The organism is Micromonospora sagamiensis (assembly GCF_014680085.1).
Classification (GTDB): domain Bacteria; phylum Actinomycetota; class Actinomycetes; order Mycobacteriales; family Micromonosporaceae; genus Micromonospora; species Micromonospora inyonensis.
Window position 1 is genome coordinate 2,326,915 of record NZ_AP023438.1, and the last position, 22,367, is coordinate 2,349,281.

Here is a 22,367-nt window from a genome sequence, read left to right on the forward strand (position 1 = left end):
CCAGCTCCCGCACCCGGCGCCGGGGGGCCCGGCCGAGCGGCGCGGAGCTGCTCGAAGCGGCCGTGGGCGCGGTGCCCGGCGGGTCGGCCCGGCCCGGGCAGCAGCAGATGGTCACCGCGATCGAGGAGTGCGTCGCCGCCCGGGAACACCTTCTGGTGCAGGCCGGCACCGGCACCGGCAAGTCCCTGGGCTACCTCGCCCCGGCGCTGACCGTGGCCGGGCCGGTGGTGGTCTCCACCGCCACCCTGGCCCTCCAGTCGCAGCTCGTCGAACATGACCTGCCCCGGCTCGCCGAGGCGGTCGAGCCGCTGCTCGGCCGCCAGCCGACCTTCGCCGTCCTCAAGGGACGGCACCACTACCTCTGCCTGGCGCGGCTGGACAGCTCCAGTGAGGACGAGCCGGTGGACACCCTCTTCGACGCCCCGGCAGCGGGCTCCGGTGGCACCCGCTGGCTCGGTGAGGCGGGGCGGCTCGGCAAGCAGATCCAACGGCTGCGGGACTGGGCGATGGAGACCGACACCGGCGACCGCGACGAACTCGACCCGGGCGTGGACGACCAGGCATGGCGACTGGTGTCGATGCCGGCGCGGGAGTGCGTCGGCGCGTCCCGTTGCTCGTTCGGCGCGGAGTGCTTCGCCGAGGCCTCGCGGGCGCGGGCCCGGGAGGCGGACATCGTGGTCACCAACCACAGCCTGCTCGCGGTGGACATGCTGGCCGGGCGGCACATCGTGCCGCCGCACAAGCTGCTGATCGTGGACGAGGCCCACGAGCTGGCCGACCGGGTCTCCTCGGCGGCCCAGGCCGAGCTGGTGCCCGAGCTGATCGACCGGGCCGCCCGGCGGGCCCGGCCGCTCCTCAAGCCGGAGGCCGCCGAGGCGCTCGGCGAGGCCGGCGACGCGCTGGCGGTGGCGCTGACCGAGGCACCCGCGGGGCGGATCACCAACGGGCTGCCGGGGCCGCTGCGCGAGGCGTGCACCCTGCTGGACGCGGCAACCCGGGCCGCCCTGGACGCGATCGGCGACGTCAAGGCCGACGACCCGGACCCGGTGCGCAAGCAGCAGGCCAAGGCGGTGCTGGACGAACTGTCCACCACCGCGCAGCGGCTGCTGGAGGAGGCCGACCACGACGTGGCCTGGGTGGAGAAGCCGGAGAACGGCAACCGACGGGCCCTGGTGGTCGCGCCGCTCTCCGTCGCCGGCACCCTCGCCACCCACCTGTACGAGGAGCGCACCGTCGTCGCCACCTCGGCCACCCTGACCCTGGGCGGCCGGTTCGACACGGTGGCCCGGGCGCTCGGGCTGGAGGCCCCGCCGGCCACTGCGCCGTCGGCGGCGGCCAGCGCCCTGGCCACCGCCACCCAGCGGCCCGACCGGTCGGCTCCGGGCCGGGCGGGGGCACCGGGCGGCTCCTCGACGACCGCCGCCGAGCCGGCGACCGAGGGGCCGGGCTGGCGGTCGCTCGACGTGGGATCCCCCTTCGACTACGCCCGGCAGGGCATCCTCTACGTGGCCGCGCACCTGCCCCGGCCCAGCGTCTCCGGCCTGCCCGAGGCGGCCGGCGAGGAACTGCTCGCACTGGTCGGCGCGCTCGGTGGGCGTACCCTCGGGCTCTTCTCGTCGCGGCGGGCCGCGCAGCAGGCGGCGGAGCTGCTGCGGGCCCGCACCGACCTGCCGGTCCTGCTCCAGGGCGAGGAGTCCCTTCCCCTGCTGGTACGCCGGTTCAAGGAGGAGCGGTCCAGCTGCCTGTTCGGGGTGATGTCGCTCTGGCAGGGGGTGGACGTGCCGGGCGACGCCTGCCAGCTCGTGGTGATCGACCGGCTGCCGTTCCCCCGACCGGACGAACCGCTCGCGGCGGCCCGGGCGGCGGCGGTGGACGCCGGCGGCGGGTCCGGCTTCGCGTCGGTCAGTGTGCCGATCGCCGCGATCCGGCTGGCCCAGGGCGTCGGGCGACTGATCCGCTCCACCGGTGACCGGGGCGTGGTCGCCGTGCTGGACTCCCGGTTGGAGACGGCCCGTGGGTACGGGTCCTTCCTGCGCCGTTCGCTGCCACCGTTCTGGTACACCACCCGCCCGGAGGTCGCCCGGGGCGCCCTGGAGCGGCTCGGCCGTTCCTGAGGCGAGGCGACACGGCGGCCAGGCGACACGGCGGCCCCGGCTCCGCGTCGCCGACGGCCACGGCGCGGACGGCTACGGCGCGGGCGGCCACGGCGCGGGCGGCCACGGCGCGGGCGGCTACGGGGCCTTGGCGGCGACCACCACCGCGTCCGGCGGGGTGTCCGGCACCGTCCGGGCGGCGAGCCGGCGCACGGCGGTGTTCAGCACCGCGATCAGCGGAACCGACACCAGCGCACCGGTGATCCCGGCCAGCACCACACCGGCGGCGATGCCGATGATCACCGCGAGCGGGTGGATGGCCACCGCCCGACCCATGATCAGCGGCTGGAGGATATGCCCCTCGATCTGCTGCACGCCGATCACCACGCCGAGGATGATCAGGGCGGTGACCACTCCACTGTCGACCAGGGCCACCAGCACCGCGACCGTCCCGGAGAGGGTCGCGCCGACGATCGGGATGAACGCGCCGAGGAAGACCAGCGCCGCCAGTGGGAACGCGAACGGGACGTCGAAGATGACGAGGAAGATGCCGATACCGACCGCGTCGATGAAGGCCACCAGCACGGTGGCACGGACGTAGGCGACCAGGGTCGACCAGGACGCCTGGCCGGCGTCGTCGACCTTCCAGCGGGCCGCGACCGGCAGCAGCCGGACCAGGAAGCGCCAGATGACCCGTCCGTCCCGGAGGAAGAAGAACGTCGCGAACACCACCAGCAGGGTGCCGGTGAGCAACTCGGCGACGGTCGCGGCGGTGGAGAGCGCGCCGCTGGTCAGCTGGTTGGTGTTGTCGTTCACCCACTGCTGACCCTCGTCGATGTAGCGGTCGAGCTGGCTGTCGCTCATGTGCAGCGGCCCGGTCTTCAACCAGTCCTGGATCTGCCGGACCCCCTGGGACGACTTCTTGCTCAGTTCCGGGACGCCCTTGATGAACTCGTTGACCACCAGGGTCAGCGTGCCGACCACCGCCGCCACCCCGCCCACCAGCACCACCGCCGTCGCGAGCGACCGGGGGAAGCGGGCCCGCAGCAGCCAGCCCACGGCCGGGGCGAGCAGCGCCGAGAGCAGCAGCGCCACGGCCAACGGGATGATCACGATGCGGATCTGGCTGACGATCCTCAGCAGTGCCCAGCCGACCAGCCCGACCACGAGCAGCCGCCACGACCAGGCGGCCCCGATCCGCAGCGCGTGCGGGACGTCCGCGTCGTCCCGGCTGGCGGTGGAGGAGTGCAGTGCCGCCGGGGTCTCCGCGCCGACCACCACCGCCGACGACGGGGCGACCGGCCCCGGATCGTCCGGCGAGGCGACCCCCGACTCCGGTCCACCCTGCGCAGCGGGGACGGCGTCGGCACGGACGCGGTGGCGTTCCCGACCCGCCCGGACCGCGTCCCGCCCCGACTCGTACGCGCGACGGAGCCGTCCGCGTACCCGTTCCAAGCGGCTCACGCGCACCTCCAGGTAACCAACTGTTGTCATACGGTAACCACCGAACCGGAACCGTCGCCGAGGCCACGGTAGGCACGTTCCGCCACACCTTGCCCCCGCGCCGCACCCGGTAACCACCAGCGGGAGGGCACGCCCGGACACGGTAGCGTTCCTCCCGTGACCGCTGACCAGAATGGTGACTCCGGGCTGCCGATCCGTCTCCTGCACGACCGCGTGCTGGTGCGGCTGGAGGGGAACGAGGGTGAGCGCCGCTCCACCGCCGGCATCGTGATCCCGGCGACCGCGGCCGTGGGCAAGCGTCTCGCCTGGGCGACCGCGGTGGGCGTCGGGCCCAACGTCCGGTCCATCGTCTCCGGCGACCGGGTGCTCTTCGACCCCGACGACCGGTCCGAGGTCGAACTGCACGGCCGAGGTTACGTCCTGCTCCGCGAGCGGGACGTGCACGCCGTCGCCGCCGAACGGGTCGAACCCGACTCTACCGGCCTGTACCTCTAGCTCGACGTCCTCCCCCACCGACCGGGCAGCCGCCCGGTCGGTGCTCGTTTGCGCCCTGCGACGGCGGGAAGCCAGGCACGTCCACGCCCTGGGGAGGGACGATGCCGGTTTTCCTGAAGAAGCTGCTGATCTGGGGAGGCGTCGCCTTCCTGATCTACTTCATGGCGTTCCGGCCGCAGGGGGCGGCAGAGATGTTCAAGGCCATCGGGGTCGCCCTCCTGGCCATCGCCGCCGGCCTGGGCGACTTCCTGAGCAGCCTGCTGACCTGACACCGCCCCGACGACCGGATCGAGGCCGTCCCGGGGCGGATCAGCGGTGGGGCGGCCAGGGGGCGACCGGCGGGGGCGGGCCGTACCAGGCGGCAGGACCGGGGAGGTAGACCGGCGGGGGCGGCGGCGCGAGCACCACCGGGATCGGCACCACCGGCTCGTCCGGCGGGTCGACCGGACGCTGCTGGCCGTCCGGGAAACGCAGGTGGTAGCGCTCCCCGTCCCAGATCCCGACCGGGGCGTACGGATCCCGCCCCACGAAGAACGCCCGGTACGCGCTGATCGTGTCCAGCAGGTGCCGCTCCTCGGCGATGGCCCGCTGCCGGTCGACCGGACGAGCGTCCAGGCCCCGCCGCATGCCGTCGCGCAGCAGGGCCAGCCGGGTGGCGGAGAACTGGTACTCCCGCATCGCCTTCACCGCGCGGTCGCCCCCGACCCGGCGGGCCCAGCTCCGGGCCGCGTGCCGGCGGCCGAGGCTGCCCAGCGCGGCCACCTCCGGCGGGGTGAGCCAACCGGCACGGACGTAGTCGGGCAGGATGCGCTCGGTCAGCCGGCCCTCCCAGGCCCGCAACCAGACCGCCAGCCCGACCATGGCGAAGAAGATCGGCACCATCACGCCGATGTAGCCGTAGAGGGCGACCAGGGGCTGCCCGATGGCCAGGGACAGCGACGGCAGGAAGTTCCAGGCACCGTGCAGCATCATCGCCAGCAGCAGCCCGGCGATCGGGGCGAGAACGCGGACCCGACGGTCGGCGGTCCGGGCGGCGATGCCCAGCCCCACCCCGGTCATCGCGGTGAAGAGGGGGTGGGCGAACCCGAAGATCAGGATCCGGACGATGAAGGTCAGCAGGACCTGCTGCGCGCCGGTGGCCGGGCCGTACTCCTCGACACCGGTGCGGTAGCCGTACCCGCCCAGGTAGAGGATGTTCTCCACCATGGCGAACCCGACCGCGGAGAGCCCGCAGTAGACCAGCCCGTCGGTGATGCCGGACCACTCCCGCCGCCGGAAGATCAGCAGCAGGATCGGCCCGAGGGCCTTGGTCAGTTCCTCGATGAACGGGGCGCTGAACACGGCGGTGAGGGTTTCCGGCAGCCCCCAGTCGGCGAACCGGTCGGCGAAGAACCCGTTGACCTCGATCGACGCCGCCGTGGAGACGAACGCCCCCCAGGCGAAGCAGAAGAGCAGGTACTTCAGCGGCTCCGGCTCGTACCGGTCGAGCCACAGGAAACAGGTCACCAGCACCGGGACCGGCAGGATCGCGGCGACCAGGCCGACCAGCAGCGCCTCCGCGCCCAGGCTCTCGCCGAGCGTGAACAGCATGAAGACCGCGCAGGCGGCGATGAGCAGGATCGCGCCGGCCAGCACCACGTACCGCCACCAGTTGCGACGCCGGTACGGCAGCGGCACGCCGGGCGGTCCGCCCAACGGGCTGAGGGCGGGGCTCGGCGGCGGCGGAGCAGCCGGGGTGGCTCCGCCGGACGGGGTGTCGGCCATGCGGTCAGCGTAGCCACCCCGCACCGGACCGGCCGGGCGCATTCGGTACCGGTGATGCGCGCCCGTCGGACGCGGGTGGCCTCCGCGCCACCGGAGCCCGGTGGTCAGGACGGCGGGGGCGGAGCGTGCCGGGGCGGGGCGGGCCGCCCGGCGTTCTCCTGCTCACCGAAGGAGGCCCGGATCAGTCGGTTGGCCTCCTCCTGTTCCAGGCCGGAGGCGACCATCAGGTCGCTGGCCGTGGTGCGCACCTGCGCCACCACCACGCTGCCGGAGAACCCGACCCCCTGCGTGTACGCCCGGCCGGCTTCGCTGACCGCGCGCAGGGAGCGTTCCCGGCTGTCCTGCGGTTCCGCCCCGACGGCGAATTCGTGCCGTAGCAGCCGGACCGACTCGGCGAGGTGCCCGATCGCGTCGGGCAGCGGGTCGGGCACCGGTTCCCCGTCCTCGATCATGGTCACCGCCCGGCGGATCAACGTGCCGCTGTTGCGCATCGCCCGGTCGACCGGCGCGGCGGCCTCCGCGTAGTGGGCCAGCTCGTCGCGCCGGTGCCAGCGGGCCGGGGAGATGGTGATGGTCTCCTTCGCCCCCTCGATCGCGTCGGTGAAGGCGGTCAGCTCCTCGTGGTTGGACCGGAGCCGGTCCAGCGCGCCCTGGCACAGGTCCCGGTTCCGGTCGCGGATCCCCTGCGCCGCCCGGTCGAGCTGGTCGGCGAGCAGGTCCAGGGCCGGGCGGGCGGCCCGGTTGATCACGCGGAGTGGGTTGAGCGGCAGCAGCACCGCCGTGACCAGCAACGCGATACCGCCACCGACGAAGGCGTCCACGAAGCGGGGGATCTCCAGGTTCTGGGTGGACGGGCTGAGCGTGGCGATCAGCACGGCCGTCGCCGCCGCCTGGATGACCACCGCGGCGCTGCCCCCGAGGAAGGTCGAGATGACGATGGCGAGGATCACCACGAGGGCGAGCTGCCAGGGCCCGGTCCCGAGGAAGTAGATGAGCACGTCGCCGATGAGCACCCCGATGGCCACCCCGAGGATCAGCTCGACCGTCCGGCGCATCCGCTGCCCCACCGAGGCAGCCAGCGTGCCGACCGCCGAGATCGGCGCGAAGACCGGTTCGGGGTTGCCGAGCAGCTCGTGCGCGGCCAGCCAGGCCAGCGCCGCCGCCAACCCGGCCTGCAAGGCGAGCACCATCGCGCTGCGTACCCGGTGCAGCCGGTCGCGGAGAGTGGCGTGCCCCCGGTGCCGCAACTCGGACATGGCCCCGGCGATCCGGGCGCTGTCGACGTCGACCAGCCCGTCCCGTAGCCGCCCGGTGCGATGCCACAGGACACGGCGACGGTTACGGGCAACAGCCATGGGCGGGACTACCCGCGCCGGGACGGGTGAATCCTGCCGCCGTGCCGCTGGCGGCGGTGGTGCCGCTCGCGCCGCTTGCCTGACCGCGACCGCGAGCTCGCTCCCCGGGTGTTTGCAGGGGCACCCTGCTCACGCTTTCTGCACTGCAGGGTGCCCCTGCAAACACCTCGTGCCCCTGCACACACCTCGGCGTACGGCACACTGCATCCGTGGAGACGCTGGTGCGACGGTGGCGGGCGGCGGCCCGGGGAGCGGGTGCCCCGGACACGGACGCGTTGACCCGGGCCGGGGAGGAGTTGCTCGCCCGGTGGCGGGAGCCGCAACGGCACTACCACACCGTGACGCACCTGACCGCCGTGCTGGACGTGGTCGACGCGTACGCCGGGCACGCCGACCGGCCCGACCTGGTCCGGCTCGCCGCCTGGTGCCACGACGCGGTCTACGACCCGCACGCCACCGGGGACGCCAACGAGCGCGACAGCGCCGCGCTGGCCGGTACCCTGCTCACCACCCTGGGGATGCCGGCCGGCGCGGTGGCCGAGGTCCGCCGGCTGGTGCTGCTCACCGCCGGGCACGGGGTCGCCCCCGACGACCGCGACGGGGCCCTGCTCTGCGACGCCGACCTGGCGATCCTCGGGGCCGACCCGCAGCGGTACGACGACTACGCCGCCCACGTCCGCCGGGAGTACGCGCACGTGCCCGAGCCGGCGTTCCGGGCCGGCCGGGTCCGGGTACTGGCGGGGCTGCTCGCCCTGCCGGCCCTGTTCCGTCTTCCCGAGCCGGCACAGCGGTGGGAGGCCGCGGCGCGGGCGAACCTGACCCGGGAGCTGGCCACCCTGCGGTCCGCCGCGCGGGCCTGAGGGGGACGTCGACCGCCCTGCGGTCCGCCGCGCGGGCCTGACCCGGGTGCTGGCCGCACTGTGGCCTGCGAGCTGGGTCGACGCTAACCTCTCCTGCATGCCCGCCACCCCTCTCCTCGACGAACTGCGCGCCGCGCTCGGTGAGACCGCCGTGCTGACCGACCCGGACCTGCTGCGGATGCACCAGCGGGACGAGGCCGACCTCTGCGCCGCCGGTACCCCTCTGGTCGTGGTCCGCCCGCGTGACACCGCCGGGGTGGTCGCGGTGGTCCGCGCGGCGGCGCGGCACGGCGTACCGGTGGTGCCGCAGGGTGCACGGACCGGGCTGGCCGGCGCGGCGAACGCGGTCGACGGCGCGGTGGTGCTGAGCACCTCGGCGATGGACGCCATCCTGGAGATCGACCCGGTCAGCCGGCTCGCCGTGGTGCAGCCCGGGGTGGTCAACGCCACGCTGGCCGGCGCGGTCCGCCGGGAGGGGCTCTACTACCCGCCCGACCCGGGCTCCTGGGAGTCGTCCACCATCGGCGGCAACGTCGCCACCAACGCCGGTGGGATGTGCTGCGTCAAGTACGGGGTGACCACCGAGTACGTGCTCGGCCTGGAGGTGGTGCTCGCCACCGGCGAGGTGCTGCGCACCGGACGGCGCACCGCCAAGGGCGTCGCCGGGTACGACCTGACCCGCCTCTTCGTCGGCTCGGAGGGGACCCTCGGGATCATCACCGAGGTGACCCTGGCGCTGCGCCCCGCCCCGGAGGAGTCGCTGACCCTGGTGGCGGTCTTCGACTCCACCGCCGACGCCGGCACGGCGGTCGCCGGCATCGCCGCGCAGGGGTTGAGCCCGAGCCTGCTGGAACTGCTCGACCGCACCCACCTCGAGGCGATCGAGGCGTACCAGCCGATGGGGCTGCGCACCGACGCCGAGGCGCTGCTGCTCGCGGCGGCCGACACCGGCCCGCGGGCCGCCGAGGACCTGGCCCGGCTGGAGAAGGTCTGCAAGGCGGCCGGCGCGTCCGAGGTGTACGTCGCCACCGACGCCGTGGAGGCGGCGGCGCTGCTCCAGGCCCGCCGGCTGGCGCACCCGGCGATGGAGGCGTTCGCCGCCCGGTCGTACCCGGAGGGCAACGGCGGGCTGGTGATCGACGACGTGGCGGTCCCGCGCGGCGCGCTCGCCGCGCTGCTCGACGGGGTGGCCCGGATCGCGGCCGAGTGTGACGTGCCGATCGGCGTGGTCGGGCACGCCGGGGACGGCAACATGCACCCCAACATCGTGGTCGACCGGGCCGACCCGGCCAGCCTGGAGCGGGGTCGCCGGGCCTTCGACGAGATCATGCGGCTCGGCCTGGAGCTGGGCGGCACCTGCACCGGCGAGCACGGGGTGGGCCTGCTCAAGCGGGAGTGGCTGGCCCGCGAGATCGGCCCGGTCGGCATCCGGGTGCACCACGCGATCAAGGCGGCGCTCGACCCGGACGGCCTGTTCAACCCGGGCAAGGTGCTCTGACCGCCGGGCCCGGGGTCAGTACGGGGCGGGCAGTCCGCTCAGGTCGCTGTCCGTGCCCCGGTCGGCGGCGAAGCCCCGGACGTCGGGCGCGCCGAGCCGGGCCGCGTCGGCGGTGGCGTCGTCCGGCATCCGCTGCGACTGCCGTTCCGCCTCCACCCGGGCCCGGTAGTGCGCGACCTCGCGGGCCCGCACGTCGGCGTCCCAGCCCAGCACCGCGCCCATCAGCTCGGCCGTGTGCTCCACCGACTCCAGCCCTCGGTGGCTGGTCTCGAAGGAGATCCGGGTACGTCGGGTCAGCACGTCCTCCAGGTGCAGCGCGCCCTCCGCCTGGGCCGCGTAGGTGACCTCGGCGGCCAGGTACTCGGGGGCACCGGCGAGCGGGGCGGCGAGCAGCGGCTCCGCCGCGATCAGGGCGAGCAGGTCCAGGGTGAGGCTGCCGTACCGCTCCAGCAGGTGTTCCACCACGCCGACCGGCACCCCGTGGCGGCGGGCCAGGTCGGCCCGGTCCCGCCACATCGCCGCGTACCCGTCCGCGCCGAGCAGCGGCAGGTCGGCGGTGCGGGACGGCCGGACGTTGCCGAGCCGGCGGGCGGCCCGGTCGACCACGTCGCCGGCCATCACCCGGTACGTCGTGTACTTTCCACCGGCCACCAGCAGCAGCCCGAGCATCGGCTCGACCACGGCGTGCTCGCGGGAGAGCTTCGAGGTGGAGTCCGCCTCGCCGGAGAGCAGCGGGCGCAGCCCGGCGTAGACGCCCTCGATGTCGGCAGTGGTCAACGGCTTGTCCAGCACCAGGTTGACCTGCTCCAGCAGGTATTCGATGTCGCGCGCGGAGGCGGCCGGGTGGGACCGGTCCAGCCGCCAGTCCGTGTCGGTGGTGCCGATGATCCAGTGCCCGCCCCACGGGATGACGAAGAGCACCGACGTGGGCGTCCGCAGGATCAGCCCGGTCTCGCCGGTGATCGCCGAGCGCGGCACCACCAGGTGCACCCCCTTGGAGGCGCGGACCCGCACCCCGGGGCGGAGTCCCACGTCGTTGAGCATCCGGGACATGTCGTCGCTCCACACCCCGGTGGCGGCGATGACCGTACGGGCGTGCACCTCGAACTCGGCGTCCGGTGAGCCGGGCGGTGCTTCCAGGTCACGGACCCGCACCCCGGTCACCTCCCGGGCCTGCCGGATCAGACCGACGGCGCGGGCGCTGGTCACCATCGTCGCGCCGAGGCTCGCCGCGGTGCGGGCCAGGGTGACCACCAGGCGGGCGTCGTCCACCTGCCCGTCGAAGTAGCGGATCGCGCCGGCCAGCTTGTCCGGCCGCAGGCTGGGGAAGACCCGCCGGGCGCCTTCCCGGGTCAGGTGCCGGTGCAGCGGCATGCCCCGACCGCCGCCGAAGAGGCCGGCGAAGACGTCGTACGCGGCCACGCCGGTGCCGTAGTAGGCCCGCCGCCAGGCGCGGGCCGGCAGGTCGCGCACCCCACCGCCGTCCGGCAGCGGCACCAGGATCGGCACCGGACGGACCAGGTGCGGTGCGAGCCGGGTGGCGAGCAGCCCCCGCTCGGTGAGCGCCTCGTGCACCAGGCCGAACTCCAACTGCTCCAGGTAGCGCAGGCCACCGTGGATCAGCTTGCTGGACCGGCTGGAAGTGCCGGCGGCGAAGTCCCGCGCCTCGACCAGGGCGACCTTGAGGCCCCGGGACGCGGCGTCCAGCGCGGCACCCGCACCCGTCACCCCACCCCCGATGACCAGGACATCGAACCGTTCGGCCCGAAGCCGGCGCAGATCGGCGGCCCGCCGGACGGGCGACAGCTGACCGGCGGCGGCACGGGAGATGTTGGGGTCACGCACCCGTTCACGGTAACCGGGACCGGCGGTCGGCGGCACACCCCGGACCCGCCTGCGTACCGTACGGGCATGCAGCCCGTGTACCCGCCCGGTCCTCCCGTACCCCCGTTGACGGCGGCCCCACCCGGGCCGTTGGCGGTGGCCGCGGCCGTCCTGGCCGGTTGCTGGACGGTCGCGGTGGTCCTGCTCCCCCAGGTCGTCGGGTGGGGTGCCGAGCAGGCGCTGCTCGCCAGCGGGCTCAACCGGCCGGTCTGGCTCTGGCCGGTGGTCTCCCTGGTCACCCTGGTCGCGGTCGGGGTGCCCGCGCTGCTGCTGGCCCTGCTGCCCCGCTCCGGGGCGGTCCGCGCCACCGGCCGGGCCTGGCTCGCCGGGTCGGTGGCGCTCGGCGTGCTCGGGTTGCTCCGGATGGTGCCGGCGGTGCACCACGAGGCGTACCTCGCCGCGCTCGCCCTGGTCGCCGCCCTGACCGCCGTGGTCGCCGCCCGCCTGCTCCGCAGCGACACCCCGGCCCCCGCCGACGCCCCGGCCCTCGCCGACCCCACGTCCCCCGCCGACGGCCCGTCCCCCGCCGGGGTCACCCCGCTCGCGGTCGCCGCCGGCCTGGTCCTGCTGCTGCCCTGGCTCTGGCTGGGCGCACTCGGCGGGCTGCTGGAGACGGTGCTCGCCGCCCTGGCCGCGGCGGCGGTCGGTCTCCTCGCCGGGGTCCTGCTCGACGCCGGGTTCTGGGCGCGCTTCGGTGCCGGTCGACCCACCCGCCCGGCACTGCTGGTGCTGTGCGGCGGCCTGGTCGCCGGGGTGACGCTGCTACTGCTCGTCGCCGGCACCGGCCACTCCGGTGCGCAGCTCGCCCCGCTGCTGACCCTCCCACCTGCCGGTTTCGTGCTCGGCGCACTCCAGGCGCCCACCGACCCGCGCGGGCGGCCGACCGGCCGCGCCCCGGTGCGCTGGCTGGTCGGGCTGGGCGTGTTCGGTCCGCTGGCCTTCACCGACCCGGAGGAGGTCAGCCTGCTGCTGAGCACCACCCGGGACGTGCCGTTCTGGGTGATGGTCAGCGCCGGGGCCGGGCTGGCCGTCGCGCTCGTGCTCGCCCTCGGGTACGGCGTGCTGCTGCCGCGCCGCGTGCCGGGCCGGCGGTTCGCCGTGGCCACCGTCGCGGTCCTGCTGGTGGCGGGCGCCCTGGTGTACGCCGGCCCGGGCCAGCCGGGGCTGCACGGTGAACGCCTGCTGGTGGTGCTGCGGCAGCAGGCCGACCTGCGGGACGTGCCCGCCACCAAGGGCGCGGCCGGACGGGACGCCCGGGTCCGCGAGGTCTACCGCCGGCTGGTCGACACCGCCGACCGTACCCAGGCCGACCTGCGCCGGGATCTGGACCGGTTGCGACTGGACCACACCCCGTACTACCTGGTCAACGCGATCGAGGTGGACGGCGGTCCGGCGGTGCGGGCCTGGCTCGCGAGCCGCCCCGAGGTGGACCGGGTGCTGGTCAGCCAACGGTTGCGTCCGCTGCCCGCGCCGGCCGGCACCAGCCGGGGCGACGCCACCGGCCCCACCGGTCCCGAGTGGAACATCCGTCTGATCGGGGCGGACCGGGTCTGGTCGGAGCTGGACGTGGACGGCTCCGGTATCACCGTGGGCAGCTCGGACTCGGGCGTGGACGCGGGCCACCCGGCGCTTCAGGCCGGGTTCCGGGGCGGCGACGACTCCTGGTACGACCCGTGGGAGGGCAGCCGGTCCCCGCGGGACAAGGGCGGACACGGCACCCACACGATGGGCAGCGCGGTGGGGCGGGACGGCATCGGGGTCGCGCCCGGCGCGAACTGGACCGGCTGCGTGAACCTCGACCGCAACCTCGGCAACCCGGCGCGTTACCTGGACTGCCTCCAGTTCATGCTGGCCCCGTTCCCGCCCGGCGGTGACCCGTTCACCGACGGCCGGCCCGAGCGCGCCCCGCACGTGCTGACCAACTCGTGGGGCTGTCCGACGATCGAGGGCTGCGACCCGCACGTGCTACGACCGGCCACCGCCGCCTTCGACGCGGCCGGGGTGTTCGTGGTGGCCGCGGCCGGCAACACCGGCCCGTACTGCGGCTCGATCGACGACCCGCCGGCCCCGTACGCGGACGTGTTCACGGTCGGCGCGGTGGACCGGTCCCGACGGGTCACCGACTTCTCCAGCCGGGGGCCGGTGCCGGGGGTCGCCAAACCGGACCTGGTCGCGCCGGGCGCGGCGGTACGCTCCGCGATGCCCGGCGGCGGGTACTCCGTGCTGGACGGCACGTCGATGGCGACCCCGCAGGTGGCCGGCGTGGTGGCGCTGATGTGGTCGGCCAATCCGGCGCTCGTCGGTGACCTGGACCGCACCCGGAGCATCCTGCGGGAGACCGCCACCCCGGTGGAGACGTCGCCGCAACCGGGCGGGGAGACCGGGTCGTGCGGCGGCACCGCCAACGTCGCCGGAGCCGGTCTGGTCGACGCCTACGCGGCCGTCCGCGCCGCCCGGGTGTGAGGCCGCAGCGGCAGTCGTTCACGTGCTGCCGTGCCATGGCCTAGGGTCGGCGACCATGGACGACGACCGGATCAGCGTGACCGAGCTGACCGACGACCGACTGCCCGAGGTGGTCGCGCTCTGCCGCCGAGGGCTGGACCTCGCCGAGGACTCCGTCGAGGCCGAGGCCATCGTGGACACCCTCCACCGGCGGGCGCGGGTCGGTCGGCCGGTGGTCGGGCTGCTGGCCGTACGCGGTACGACGCTGGTCGGCGCACTGGTCTGTTCCGTACCCGAGCGGCCGGATCCGCCCGGTGCGGCGTACGGGTGCGTGGACCTGGTGGTGGTCGCGCCGGAGGAGCGGCGACGCGGCGTCGGGCGGACGCTGCTGGCGCACGCCGAACGGCGGCTCGCCGAGTGGGGCGCGCGGGAGGTGCTGCTCGCCGGAAACCCGCCGTACTACGCCTGGCCGGGCGTCGACGTGCGCTACACCCCGGCGGTCTGCGCCGCGCTGGCGCTGGGCTACCGCCAGGATCGGACCGCCTGGAACATGACCGCCGACCTGTCGTACGACGACTCGCCGGCGCTGCGCTCCACGGCCGAGGCGGAGCAGCGGCTCGCCGCCGGAGGTGTGACGGTACGCCGGGCGGAGCCGGAGGACCTGCCGGCGCTGACCGCGTTCGCCCGGGACACCTTCGGCGGTGTCTGGGACGTCGAACTTGCCGGCTCGGTGGGGCGTACCGGAGCGGGGTGTCATGTGGCGTGGCGCGACGGGACCGTGGTCGGTTTCGCCGCCTGGGGGTCGTCCCGGCCGAGCTGGTTCGGGCCGATGGGCACCGATCCGGCGGCGGCCGGTTCGGGGATCGGCGGCGTGCTGCTGCGGCGGTGCCTGCGCGACCAGCGGGACGCCGGGATCGCACACGCCCAGATCGGCTGGGTGGGGCCGGTGCCGTTCTACTCGGGTAGCGCCGGTGCCCGGATCGAGCGGGTCTTCCTGCTCTACCGAAAGGACATCAGTTCCTAAAGCCCCCGACAACAGGCACGGATCCGAATAGTTCCGTTCCACCCCGGGCCGCGCCCTGGACCTCCTACCGTTTCGGCAGGAGGAGGCAGTCATGAGGATGGACGACGAACCCGCCGACGACACCGCGCCCCTCGTCTGGGCACCCGTCGGCGACCCGCCCGGCCACCTGCCGCTCGACTGGCTGGACTACGGCGACGCCGAACAACTGGTGGAGATGTCGGCCCCCGCCGAGCCGCCGTCCGGGGAACCGGTGGAGATGGTGGACGCGCCCCTCGGGGCCGACCCGCCGGACGACCGTCCGGGCCGACGACGGCCCCTGCCGACGTGACCGGACCGGACCCGAGACCCGCGCGGCGAGGAGCACGAACGGCCGGTGGACACCCGGGGCCGGGCAAGGCGGAAGGGGCGGACCGCTGATGCGGTCCGCCCCTTCGGCGTGTGTCGGAACCGGACTCAGAAGTCCATGTCCCCGCCACCCGGGCCAGCCGGGGCGGCCGGGGTCTTCTCCGGCTTGTCCGCGACGACGGCCTCGGTGGTGAGGAAGAGCGCCGCGATCGAGGCGGCGTTCTGCAGCGCCGACCGGGTCACCTTGGCCGGGTCGATGATGCCCGCGGCCAGCAGGTCGACGTACTCACCGGTCGCGGCGTTGAGGCCGTGACCCGCGTCGAGGTTGCGGACCCGCTCGACGACGACGCCACCCTCGAGGCCGGCGTTGACGGCGATCTGCCGCAGCGGGGCGTCCAGCGCGATCTTGACGATCTGCGCGCCGGTCGCCTCGTCGCCGACCAGGTCCAGCTTGTCGAAGGCGGTCTTGCCGGCCTGCACCAGCGCGACGCCACCACCCGGGACGATGCCCTCCTCGACGGCGGCCTTCGCGTTACGGACGGCGTCCTCGATGCGGTGCTTGCGCTCCTTGAGCTCGACCTCGGTGGCCGCGCCGACCTTGATCACCGCAACGCCACCGGCCAGCTTGGCCAGCCGCTCCTGCAGCTTCTCGCGGTCGTAGTCGGAGTCGCTCTTGTCGATCTCGGCCCGGATCTGGTTGACCCGGCCCTGGATCTGCTCGGCGTCGCCGGCACCGTCGACGATGGTGGTCTCGTCCTTGGTCACCACGACCTTGCGGGCGCGGCCCAGCATCTCGACGCCGACGGCGTCCAGCTTGAGGCCGACCTCCTCGCTGATGACCTGGCCACCGGTGAGGATGGCGATGTCGCCCAGCATGGCCTTGCGGCGGTCACCGAAGCCCGGCGCCTTGACGGCGACCGACTTGAAGGTGCCCCGGACCTTGTTGACGACGAGGGTGGCCAGGGCCTCGCCCTCGATGTCCTCGGCGATGATCAGCAGCGGCTTGCCGCCCTGCATGACCTTCTCCAGGATCGGGAGCAGGTCCTTCACCGACGAGATCTTGCTGTTGACGATCAGGATGTACGGGTCGTCGAAGACGGCCTCCATACGCTCCGGGTCGGTCATGAAGTACGCGGAGATGTAGCCCTTGTCGAAGCGCATGCCCTCGGTGAGCTCAAGCTCCAGGCCGAAGGTGTTGCTCTCCTCGACGGTGATGACGCCTTCCTTGCCGACCTTGTCCATCGCCTCGGCGATGATCTCGCCGACGCTGGTGTCACCAGCCGAGATGGAGGCGGTGGAGGCGATCTGCTCCTTGGTCTCCACGTCCTTGGCGAGCTTGGACAGCTCCTCCGAGACGGCCGCGACCGCAGCCTCGATGCCCCGCTTCAGGGCGATCGGGTTGGCACCGGCGGCCACGTTGCGCAGACCCTCGCGGACGAGGGCCTGGGCCAGGACGGTCGCCGTCGTCGTGCCGTCACCGGCCACGTCGTCGGTCTTCTTGGCGACCTCCTTGACCAGCTCGGCCCCGATCTTCTCGTACGGGTCCTCGAGCTCGATCTCCTTGGCGATGCTCACACCATCGTTGGTGATGGTGGGGGCACCCCACTTCTTCTCGAGCACGACGTTGCGGCCCTTGGGGCCGAGCGTCACCTTCACGGCGTCGGCGAGCTGGTTCATGCCCCGCTCGAGGCCGCGACGGGCCTCCTCGTCGAACGCGATCATCTTGGCCATACGGCGTTGTCCTCCTGGACACTCACGGGCCACCCGAGTGTGTGTCCCGGATGGGCCGCCTGGTGTACGCACCTTGGGACGTCGCCACCTGGCGACGACGACGTCTCCTCGGCCGGGCCGGATAGCCCGCGACGACCGGCCATGTGCCACGCTGCTCGATGCCGCGTGACCGTGGCCCTACCGCCCCGACCATTGGCACTCGCGCCATGCGAGTGCCAATGACTTGTTTAGCACTCTCCCCTGCCGAGTGCAAGCACGATGCCTCCGTCGGGCGCTCTCACCGGCGGGCTCACACCGCGTCGGACGCGAGAGGGTCATGAGTCAGACGAACGAGTCGACCTCTCTGGACACGTCCCGTTCATGATCGACGCGGCGAGGGGACGGAGAGGGGAGGGTGCCGGACAGGCGGACACCCAACGGCGGAACACCCTGGAAGACCCGAGGGGACGGCCGGGGAACGGCCGGGGATGTGGCCGCCCGAAGGCACCCCCGGAGGCACCCGGGACGGGGAGAGCCGTGAACCCGGGAGGCGCGAGAGGCCCGAGGAGACGCGAGAGGTCCGGAAGACGCAAGGCCCAAGGAGTCGCGAGAGGCCCGGAAAGCGCGAGAGGTCCGGAAGTCGCGAGAGGCCCGGCGAGGCGCGAGAGACCCGGCGTTCGCCGCATATCGGGGTGTCCGTACGGAGGGGACACCCCGATATGCCGCAGTTCGCGTCGGGTCGGCGACTCAGCGAGCCGCCGAGACGGATTGGTGGACGGGGGCGCGCCCGGCTCCGAAAGGTCGGATCCGGGCGGGCCCGGAGGGGACGGGTCGACCGTGGCCCCGCCGGCAGACTGCGCGCCGGAGCGGCCCGTGGCGTTCCCGGTCGTGGCGGCGGCACGGCAGCGTCGCCTCCACGTGGTCGGCTCAGGCGATGACGCGCACCCGCTCGGCCTGCGGACCCTTCTGCCCCTGAGCGATCTCGAACTCGACCCGCTGCCCGTCGTCCAGCGCCTTGTAGCCGTCCATCTCGATCGCGGAGAAGTGGACGAAGACGTCCTGCCCTCCGTCGACGGCGATGAAGCCGTAGCCCTTTTCGGCGTTGAACCACTTGACGGTGCCTTGCGCCACGGTGCACTTCCTCACTTCGCTGGGCGACACGCAACCCCCGACACCGACCCGACCGGCATCGGGATCACCGCTTTCCGCACCGGCCCGGAGCGGCCGATGTTCGGTGACCGAAATCGCACGCTACACGAAGCGTGACCGCAGCGCACGATCACAAAACGGGGCATAACGGGCGGCTGTCGACCCGGAATCACATTGGCGGCCATCATTGCGGTAGGCATTCGGACATGACGCGGAATCCGGCCGGTTCGACGGCACGCGTACCCACCGTCCGCCGGGTCCGCCCGACCGACGCCGCACGAATGCGGGCCCTGCGCCTGGAGATGCTCGCGGACGCGCCGCTGGCCTTCCTGGAGACCCTCGCGGACGCCGCCGCCCGTCCGCACGGCGAGTTCGCCGCCCGGATCGCGTACACCTCGACCGGCCCGCACACCGCGCAGTTCGTCGCCGATCCCGGCGGTCGCCTGGTCGGCCACGCCGGGGGCGTCGCCTCGCCGCACGAGGCGGGCCTGACCGTGGTGTTCGGGGTCTACGTCACCCCCGCCTGGCGCGGCACCGGGCTGCTCGCCGCCCTGATCGACGGGGTCGGGGCCTGGTCGCGGGCGTGCGGACGCCCGGAGCTCATGCTGGAGGTGGTGATCGGCAACGACCGGGCCTACCGGTCGTACCTACGGCTGGGCTTCACCGACACCGGGGTACGCGTGCCGCACCCCACGATCCCGTCGATGCGCGAACTCCAGATGCGCCGAGCCGCCTGAGCGAGCGCGCCGAGCCGCCCGAGCGGGTTGCAGGGGACCCCTCCTACACAAAAAACGGTAGGAAGGGTCCCCTGCAACCAACCAACCCCGGTCAGGCGGTGTGGCGGCGGCTCTGCACGACGCGGAACCGGTTCGCCACGTACGCGCCGTCGGTCAGGGCGGCGTTGGCGGCCGGGTTGGCGCCGCTGGCGTGGAAGTCGGAGTACGCCGCTGACTGGTTGACGAAGACCCCGCCGGTCAGGTTGCAGGACAGGTGCACCCCGACCTCGACCGCCGTCGCCTCGGCCGCGTCGAGCACCGCCTCGTCGGTGGAGTAGACGGCGGCGGTCAGCGCGCCCTTCCGTCCGACCGTGGTGCGGAGGATCTCCAGACTCTGCGCGGTCGAGCCGGTGGCGATCACGAACGAGATGGGACCGAACCACTCCCGGCCGTAGGTCGCGGTGGCGTCCACGTCGAGCTTGACGATGGTCGGCGTACGGACCACCGCGTCGGGGTGCGCCGGGTGCGCCAACGGACGCGACTCCAGCACGACGTCACCGAGCTTGGCCGCCTCGTCCAGCCGCTCCAGCACCCCGTCGTTGACGATCGCCCCGGTCAGCTCGACGGCGCGGGCCGGGTCGGCGGTGAGCTTGCCCACCGCTGCGGCGATCCCGGCGGCGACCTCGTCGAAGGTCTTGTGCCCCTGGTCGGTGGCGATACCGTCGGCCGGCACGAGGATGTTCTGCGAGGTGGTGCACATCTGGCCGCTGTACAGGGTCAGCGTGAAGCCGAGGTTGCGGCACAGGCCGGCGAAGTCGTCGGTGGAGTCGATCACCACCGTGTTCAGCCCGGCCTTCTCGGTGTAGACCGAGGCCTGGCGGGCGTGCTGTTCCAGCCAGTCGCCGTACTCGGTGGAGCCGGTGAAGTCCACGATCTTCACAGCCGGGTGCAGGGCCAGGTCGGAGGCGAGCTTCTCGCCCGGGGCCTCCGCGGCGAGCAGCACCAGGTTCGGGTCGAACCCGGCCTCGGCGAGCACCTCCCGGGCCACCTGGACGGTGATCGCCAGCGGCAGCACCGCGCGCGGGTGGGGCTTCACGAGCACCGGGTTGCCGGTGACCAGCGAGGCGAAGAGACCGGGGTACGAGTTCCAGGTCGGGAACGTGTTGCAGCCGATCACCAGCGCGACGCCGCGGGGCACCACGTGGAACGTCTTGGTCATCCGCAGCGGGTCGCCCTTGCCGGCCGGCTTCTCCCACCGGGCCGTCGCCGGGTGCCGGGTCATCTCCGCGTACGCGTACGCGATCGCCTCCAGCGCCCGGTCGAGCGCGTGCGCCCCACCGGCCTGGAACGCCATCACGAAGGCCTGTCCGCTGGTGTACTGCACCGCGTTGGCCAGCTCGAAGATGCGCTTGTGCAGGCGGGACAGGATCTCCAGGCAGACCCCCGCACGGGCCTGCGGGCCGGCGTCCCGCCAGGCGGGCAGCGCGGCGGAGGCTGCGGTCACCAGCTCGTCGACCCGGGCATGCGGGTAGCGCACGCCCAGCGGCACCCCGAACGGGCTCGCCTCGGTGGCGACCCGCTCGCCGGTGCCCGGCTGGTCGAGGGGGAAATCGCCGTCCAGGTACGCCTCGAAGGCGGCCCGCCCGTCGGCCGCGGCGGTCTCGCCGTACACGCGGGGACTGGGGGACTCGGGGTAGGCGGACCAGTACCCGCGCTCGGAGATCGCGGTCAGCGCCCGGGCGAGGGTGTCGGCGTGCGTGGCGTACAGGGGATGCGGGGTCTCCGTCATGCCCGCCATCATGCCGCAGCCCGGGACCGGTCGGTAGGAGCCGCCGGGTGGCCGCGTTCGACCCGGCGGCGCATCCTGGAGCCGTGCGGCAGCGGACGCGGACCACGCTCACCTGGCTCAACGGCACCACGCCGGTCGGCCTGGCGCTGGCGGTGCTGGCCCGCACCACCCGGCGGCGCACGGCGGACGGGCTGGTCGTCGCCGGGGGGTACCGGCTGCCGGTGCCGAGGCAGGGGTGCTTCACGGTCGGCGCGGTGGTGCTGACCCGCCGCCCACCCGAGTGGCTGCTGCACCCGGACCGCGCCGACCTGCTCGGCCACGAGCGACGGCACACCGGCCAGTACGCGCTGCTCGGACCGCTCTTCTGGCCGGCGTACTGGCTCGCCTGCGCCTGGTCGTACGCGTCGACCGGCAGCTACGGCTGCGGCAACGTCTTCGAGCGGCGGGCCGGCCTGGCCGCTGGCGGATACCCCGAGCCGACCCTGCGGCCCTGGGCGGCGGCACTGCGCACGTCCACGGCGGCCCGGCGACCGTTGGCGGCGGTCCTGCGTCGCCGGGCCCGGGACAGCGCCGGGCGGGGGCCGGACGGGGAGGCCGCGCTCAGAGGTCGAGCTGCCAGTTCGTCCAGGCGTCGACGGGACGGAACCCGAGCTGCTCGTTGATGGCGATCATGTGACGGTTGTCGGCGGCGTTCCAGGTGTCGACCTCCCGCAGCTCCGGCTCGTGCGCCAGCGCGTACCGCAGGTTTTCGATCTTGGCGAGCAGGCCGAGCCGGCGCCCACGGTGGGCCGGATCCACGATGGTGATCTGCTGGTCGCCGTGGCACGGGACGGTCGGCAGTACGATGATCATCGTCCAGGCCACCAGCCGGCCGCTCGCCTCGTGCACCACTCCGCAGTGGTAGGAGGCCCGGCCGCGGGCCGTCAGCACGCGCTCGATGCTCCGGACCCGCTCCGCGTCGACGCGCTCCGGCTCGAGCACCAGGTCTCCCGTCGGGGAGTCGAGCACGAGCCGGCTCTCCAGGTGGCCGACGTCGGCGACGTACTCCTCGGGGGCCTCCGCCTGCCAGGTCACCGTGCGGTACCCGGTGGCCCGCTCGCGCGCGTCGGCCAGCAGCGCGTCGAGGACGGCGTGGTCCAGCCGGTCGACCACGAGCCGGCGGCGCACCTCGCCCAGCGCCGGCTGGGCACCGAGCGCGGCGGCGAACCCCGCGCCGACGGCCGGCCGGTCCGGCCCCTCCGGCAGCGGCCCGACCGACGCCGAGATGATCCGCTTCCGGCCCTGCTCACGCAGCACCCGGACAGCGTGCTCGTACAGCGCCCGTCCGACGCCTCGCCGCCGGCGATCCGGGCGGACGACCAGGTCGAGGCTGGCGTTCTCGATGTTCTCGAACTGTGGCAGGTGCAGCACCAGGTAGCCCACCGGGACGTCGTCGAGAGTCGCCAGCGCCATCCGGAGCGATCTGCCGGGCATCGGGTGCCGGAGTGCGCTCTCGAAGACCTGATGGGACGGGCTCGGAACGTCCGGCAGGTCGACGGCCTGCGCGGCGGCGGCCACCTGGAACGCCGCGTCGATCGCGGCCTGGTCGGACTCGTCGAAGGACGCGATGACGATGCTCATGCCGACGAGCGTGCGCGACCGGAACGGAAACGGGCCAGCGATTTAATCGCTGGCCCGGAAGCTCTGGTCGGGAGGGACGATCGCACAACGCCGCCGGCGTTGGGTCGTAAGGCTTGAAAAGTCTTCGGCGAACGCCCTCCCGCAGGAAGCATCCTGCGC

General features: G+C 73.8%; 18 protein-coding genes. 10 read left to right on the plus strand and 8 right to left on the minus strand.

Going from position 1 to position 22,367, the window contains the following annotated elements:
* The first annotated feature begins 107 nt into the window (after nt 1-107).
* A complete protein-coding gene (locus IGA62_RS09900) occupies nt 108-2,114 on the plus strand; it encodes an ATP-dependent DNA helicase (RefSeq protein WP_377464933.1) in 2,007 nt (668 codons plus the stop codon).
* Nucleotides 2,115-2,231: 117 nt separating this feature from the next.
* Here IGA62_RS09900 and IGA62_RS09905 read toward each other — a convergent pair whose 3' ends face one another.
* Nucleotides 2,232-3,587: an AI-2E family transporter gene (locus IGA62_RS09905; RefSeq protein ID WP_145815306.1), complete on the minus strand. Its 1,356-nt coding sequence runs from the start codon at nt 3,585-3,587 to the stop codon at nt 2,232-2,234.
* Between the two features lie 126 nt (nt 3,588-3,713).
* Between IGA62_RS09905 and IGA62_RS09910 the strand changes: the two genes are divergently transcribed.
* Nucleotides 3,714-4,052 (plus strand): GroES family chaperonin, encoded by a 339-nt coding sequence (locus IGA62_RS09910; RefSeq protein ID WP_145815305.1) that lies wholly within the window; start codon nt 3,714-3,716, stop codon nt 4,050-4,052.
* Between the two features lie 101 nt (nt 4,053-4,153).
* On the plus strand, nt 4,154-4,321 hold the full coding sequence (locus IGA62_RS09915) for a hypothetical protein (protein WP_176737765.1): 168 nt from the start codon (nt 4,154-4,156) through the stop codon (nt 4,319-4,321).
* A gap of 40 nt (nt 4,322-4,361) precedes the next feature.
* On the opposite strand, the gene IGA62_RS09920 is transcribed toward IGA62_RS09915, so the two are convergent.
* Together IGA62_RS09920 and IGA62_RS09925 are read right to left on the minus strand one after the other, a co-directional pair.
* Nucleotides 4,362-5,858, minus strand: a complete 1,497-nt coding sequence (locus IGA62_RS09920) for a PrsW family intramembrane metalloprotease (RefSeq protein WP_145815304.1) — start codon at nt 5,856-5,858, stop codon at nt 4,362-4,364.
* A 62-nt stretch (nt 5,859-5,920) separates the two neighbouring features.
* Nucleotides 5,921-7,171, minus strand: a complete 1,251-nt coding sequence (locus IGA62_RS09925) for an FUSC family protein (protein WP_145815303.1) — start codon at nt 7,169-7,171, stop codon at nt 5,921-5,923.
* A gap of 209 nt (nt 7,172-7,380) precedes the next feature.
* Between IGA62_RS09925 and IGA62_RS09930 the strand changes: the two genes are divergently transcribed.
* Nucleotides 7,381-8,031 carry an HD domain-containing protein gene (locus IGA62_RS09930; RefSeq protein ID WP_145815302.1) on the plus strand — a complete coding sequence of 217 codons (651 nt, stop codon included), beginning with the start codon at nt 7,381-7,383 and terminating at the stop codon, nt 8,029-8,031.
* Nucleotides 8,032-8,128: 97 nt separating this feature from the next.
* Nucleotides 8,129-9,529 (plus strand): FAD-binding oxidoreductase, encoded by a 1,401-nt coding sequence (locus IGA62_RS09935; protein WP_145815301.1) that lies wholly within the window; start codon nt 8,129-8,131, stop codon nt 9,527-9,529.
* Nucleotides 9,530-9,544: 15 nt separating this feature from the next.
* Here the strand turns inward: IGA62_RS09935 and IGA62_RS09940 are convergent, their stop codons facing one another.
* Nucleotides 9,545-11,359 (minus strand): glycerol-3-phosphate dehydrogenase/oxidase, encoded by a 1,815-nt coding sequence (locus tag IGA62_RS09940; protein WP_145821688.1) that lies wholly within the window; start codon nt 11,357-11,359, stop codon nt 9,545-9,547.
* A gap of 81 nt (nt 11,360-11,440) precedes the next feature.
* Here IGA62_RS09940 and IGA62_RS09945 point away from each other — a divergent pair, with 81 nt between their 5' ends.
* From IGA62_RS09945 to IGA62_RS09955, 3 genes are all read left to right on the plus strand, one after another.
* Nucleotides 11,441-13,876 carry a S8 family serine peptidase gene (locus IGA62_RS09945; protein ID WP_145815300.1) on the plus strand — a complete coding sequence of 812 codons (2,436 nt, stop codon included), beginning with the start codon at nt 11,441-11,443 and terminating at the stop codon, nt 13,874-13,876.
* 55 nt (nt 13,877-13,931) lie between these two features.
* Nucleotides 13,932-14,879: a GNAT family N-acetyltransferase gene (locus IGA62_RS09950; protein WP_145815299.1), complete on the plus strand. Its 948-nt coding sequence runs from the start codon at nt 13,932-13,934 to the stop codon at nt 14,877-14,879.
* Between the two features lie 91 nt (nt 14,880-14,970).
* On the plus strand, nt 14,971-15,207 hold the full coding sequence (locus tag IGA62_RS09955; protein ID WP_377464921.1) for a hypothetical protein: 237 nt from the start codon (nt 14,971-14,973) through the stop codon (nt 15,205-15,207).
* A gap of 125 nt (nt 15,208-15,332) precedes the next feature.
* Here IGA62_RS09955 and groL read toward each other — a convergent pair whose 3' ends face one another.
* Both groL and IGA62_RS09965 read right to left on the minus strand, forming a co-directional pair.
* Nucleotides 15,333-16,955, minus strand: a complete 1,623-nt coding sequence (gene groL, locus IGA62_RS09960; protein WP_145815298.1) for a chaperonin GroEL — start codon at nt 16,953-16,955, stop codon at nt 15,333-15,335.
* A 906-nt stretch (nt 16,956-17,861) separates the two neighbouring features.
* Entirely contained in the window at nt 17,862-18,065 is a 204-nt protein-coding gene (locus IGA62_RS09965; protein WP_013288855.1) for a cold-shock protein, read from the minus strand.
* A gap of 224 nt (nt 18,066-18,289) precedes the next feature.
* Here IGA62_RS09965 and IGA62_RS09970 point away from each other — a divergent pair, with 224 nt between their 5' ends.
* Entirely contained in the window at nt 18,290-18,820 is a 531-nt protein-coding gene (locus IGA62_RS09970) for a GNAT family N-acetyltransferase (RefSeq protein WP_145815297.1), read from the plus strand.
* A gap of 91 nt (nt 18,821-18,911) precedes the next feature.
* Here IGA62_RS09970 and paaN read toward each other — a convergent pair whose 3' ends face one another.
* The gene (gene paaN, locus IGA62_RS09975; protein WP_186499701.1) at nt 18,912-20,588 is read right to left on the minus strand and encodes a phenylacetic acid degradation protein PaaN; all 1,677 of its coding nucleotides are present in this window, start codon (nt 20,586-20,588) and stop codon (nt 18,912-18,914) included.
* An 83-nt stretch (nt 20,589-20,671) separates the two neighbouring features.
* Between paaN and IGA62_RS09980 the strand changes: the two genes are divergently transcribed.
* Nucleotides 20,672-21,250 (plus strand): hypothetical protein, encoded by a 579-nt coding sequence (locus IGA62_RS09980; RefSeq protein ID WP_186499700.1) that lies wholly within the window; start codon nt 20,672-20,674, stop codon nt 21,248-21,250.
* Here the strand turns inward: IGA62_RS09980 and IGA62_RS09985 are convergent.
* On the minus strand, nt 21,189-22,208 hold the full coding sequence (locus IGA62_RS09985; RefSeq protein ID WP_145815295.1) for a GNAT family N-acetyltransferase: 1,020 nt from the start codon (nt 22,206-22,208) through the stop codon (nt 21,189-21,191). The genes IGA62_RS09980 and IGA62_RS09985 overlap by 62 nt on opposite strands.
* Nucleotides 22,209-22,367: the final 159 nt, after the last annotated feature.

Bases quoted from the DNA above. Each gene is read 5' to 3' on its own strand.
- IGA62_RS09900 (WP_377464933.1), top strand. From the start codon at position 108: ATGGTCACCGCGATCGAGGAGTGCGTCGCCGCCCGGGAACACCTTCTG.
- IGA62_RS09905 (WP_145815306.1), bottom strand. From the start codon at position 3,587: ATGACAACAGTTGGTTACCTGGAGGTGCGCGTGAGCCGCTTGGAACGG.
- IGA62_RS09915 (WP_176737765.1), top strand. From the start codon at position 4,154: ATGCCGGTTTTCCTGAAGAAGCTGCTGATCTGGGGAGGCGTCGCCTTC.
- IGA62_RS09920 (WP_145815304.1), bottom strand. From the start codon at position 5,858: ATGCGCCCGGCCGGTCCGGTGCGGGGTGGCTACGCTGACCGCATGGCC.
- IGA62_RS09925 (WP_145815303.1), bottom strand. From the start codon at position 7,171: ATGGCTGTTGCCCGTAACCGTCGCCGTGTCCTGTGGCATCGCACCGGG.
- IGA62_RS09935 (WP_145815301.1), top strand. From the start codon at position 8,129: ATGCCCGCCACCCCTCTCCTCGACGAACTGCGCGCCGCGCTCGGTGAG.
- IGA62_RS09945 (WP_145815300.1), top strand. From the start codon at position 11,441: ATGCAGCCCGTGTACCCGCCCGGTCCTCCCGTACCCCCGTTGACGGCG.
- IGA62_RS09950 (WP_145815299.1), top strand. From the start codon at position 13,932: ATGGACGACGACCGGATCAGCGTGACCGAGCTGACCGACGACCGACTG.
- IGA62_RS09955 (WP_377464921.1), top strand. From the start codon at position 14,971: ATGAGGATGGACGACGAACCCGCCGACGACACCGCGCCCCTCGTCTGG.
- groL (WP_145815298.1), bottom strand. From the start codon at position 16,955: ATGGCCAAGATGATCGCGTTCGACGAGGAGGCCCGTCGCGGCCTCGAG.
- IGA62_RS09970 (WP_145815297.1), top strand. From the start codon at position 18,290: ATGACGCGGAATCCGGCCGGTTCGACGGCACGCGTACCCACCGTCCGC.
- paaN (WP_186499701.1), bottom strand. From the start codon at position 20,588: ATGACGGAGACCCCGCATCCCCTGTACGCCACGCACGCCGACACCCTC.
- IGA62_RS09985 (WP_145815295.1), bottom strand. From the start codon at position 22,208: ATGAGCATCGTCATCGCGTCCTTCGACGAGTCCGACCAGGCCGCGATC.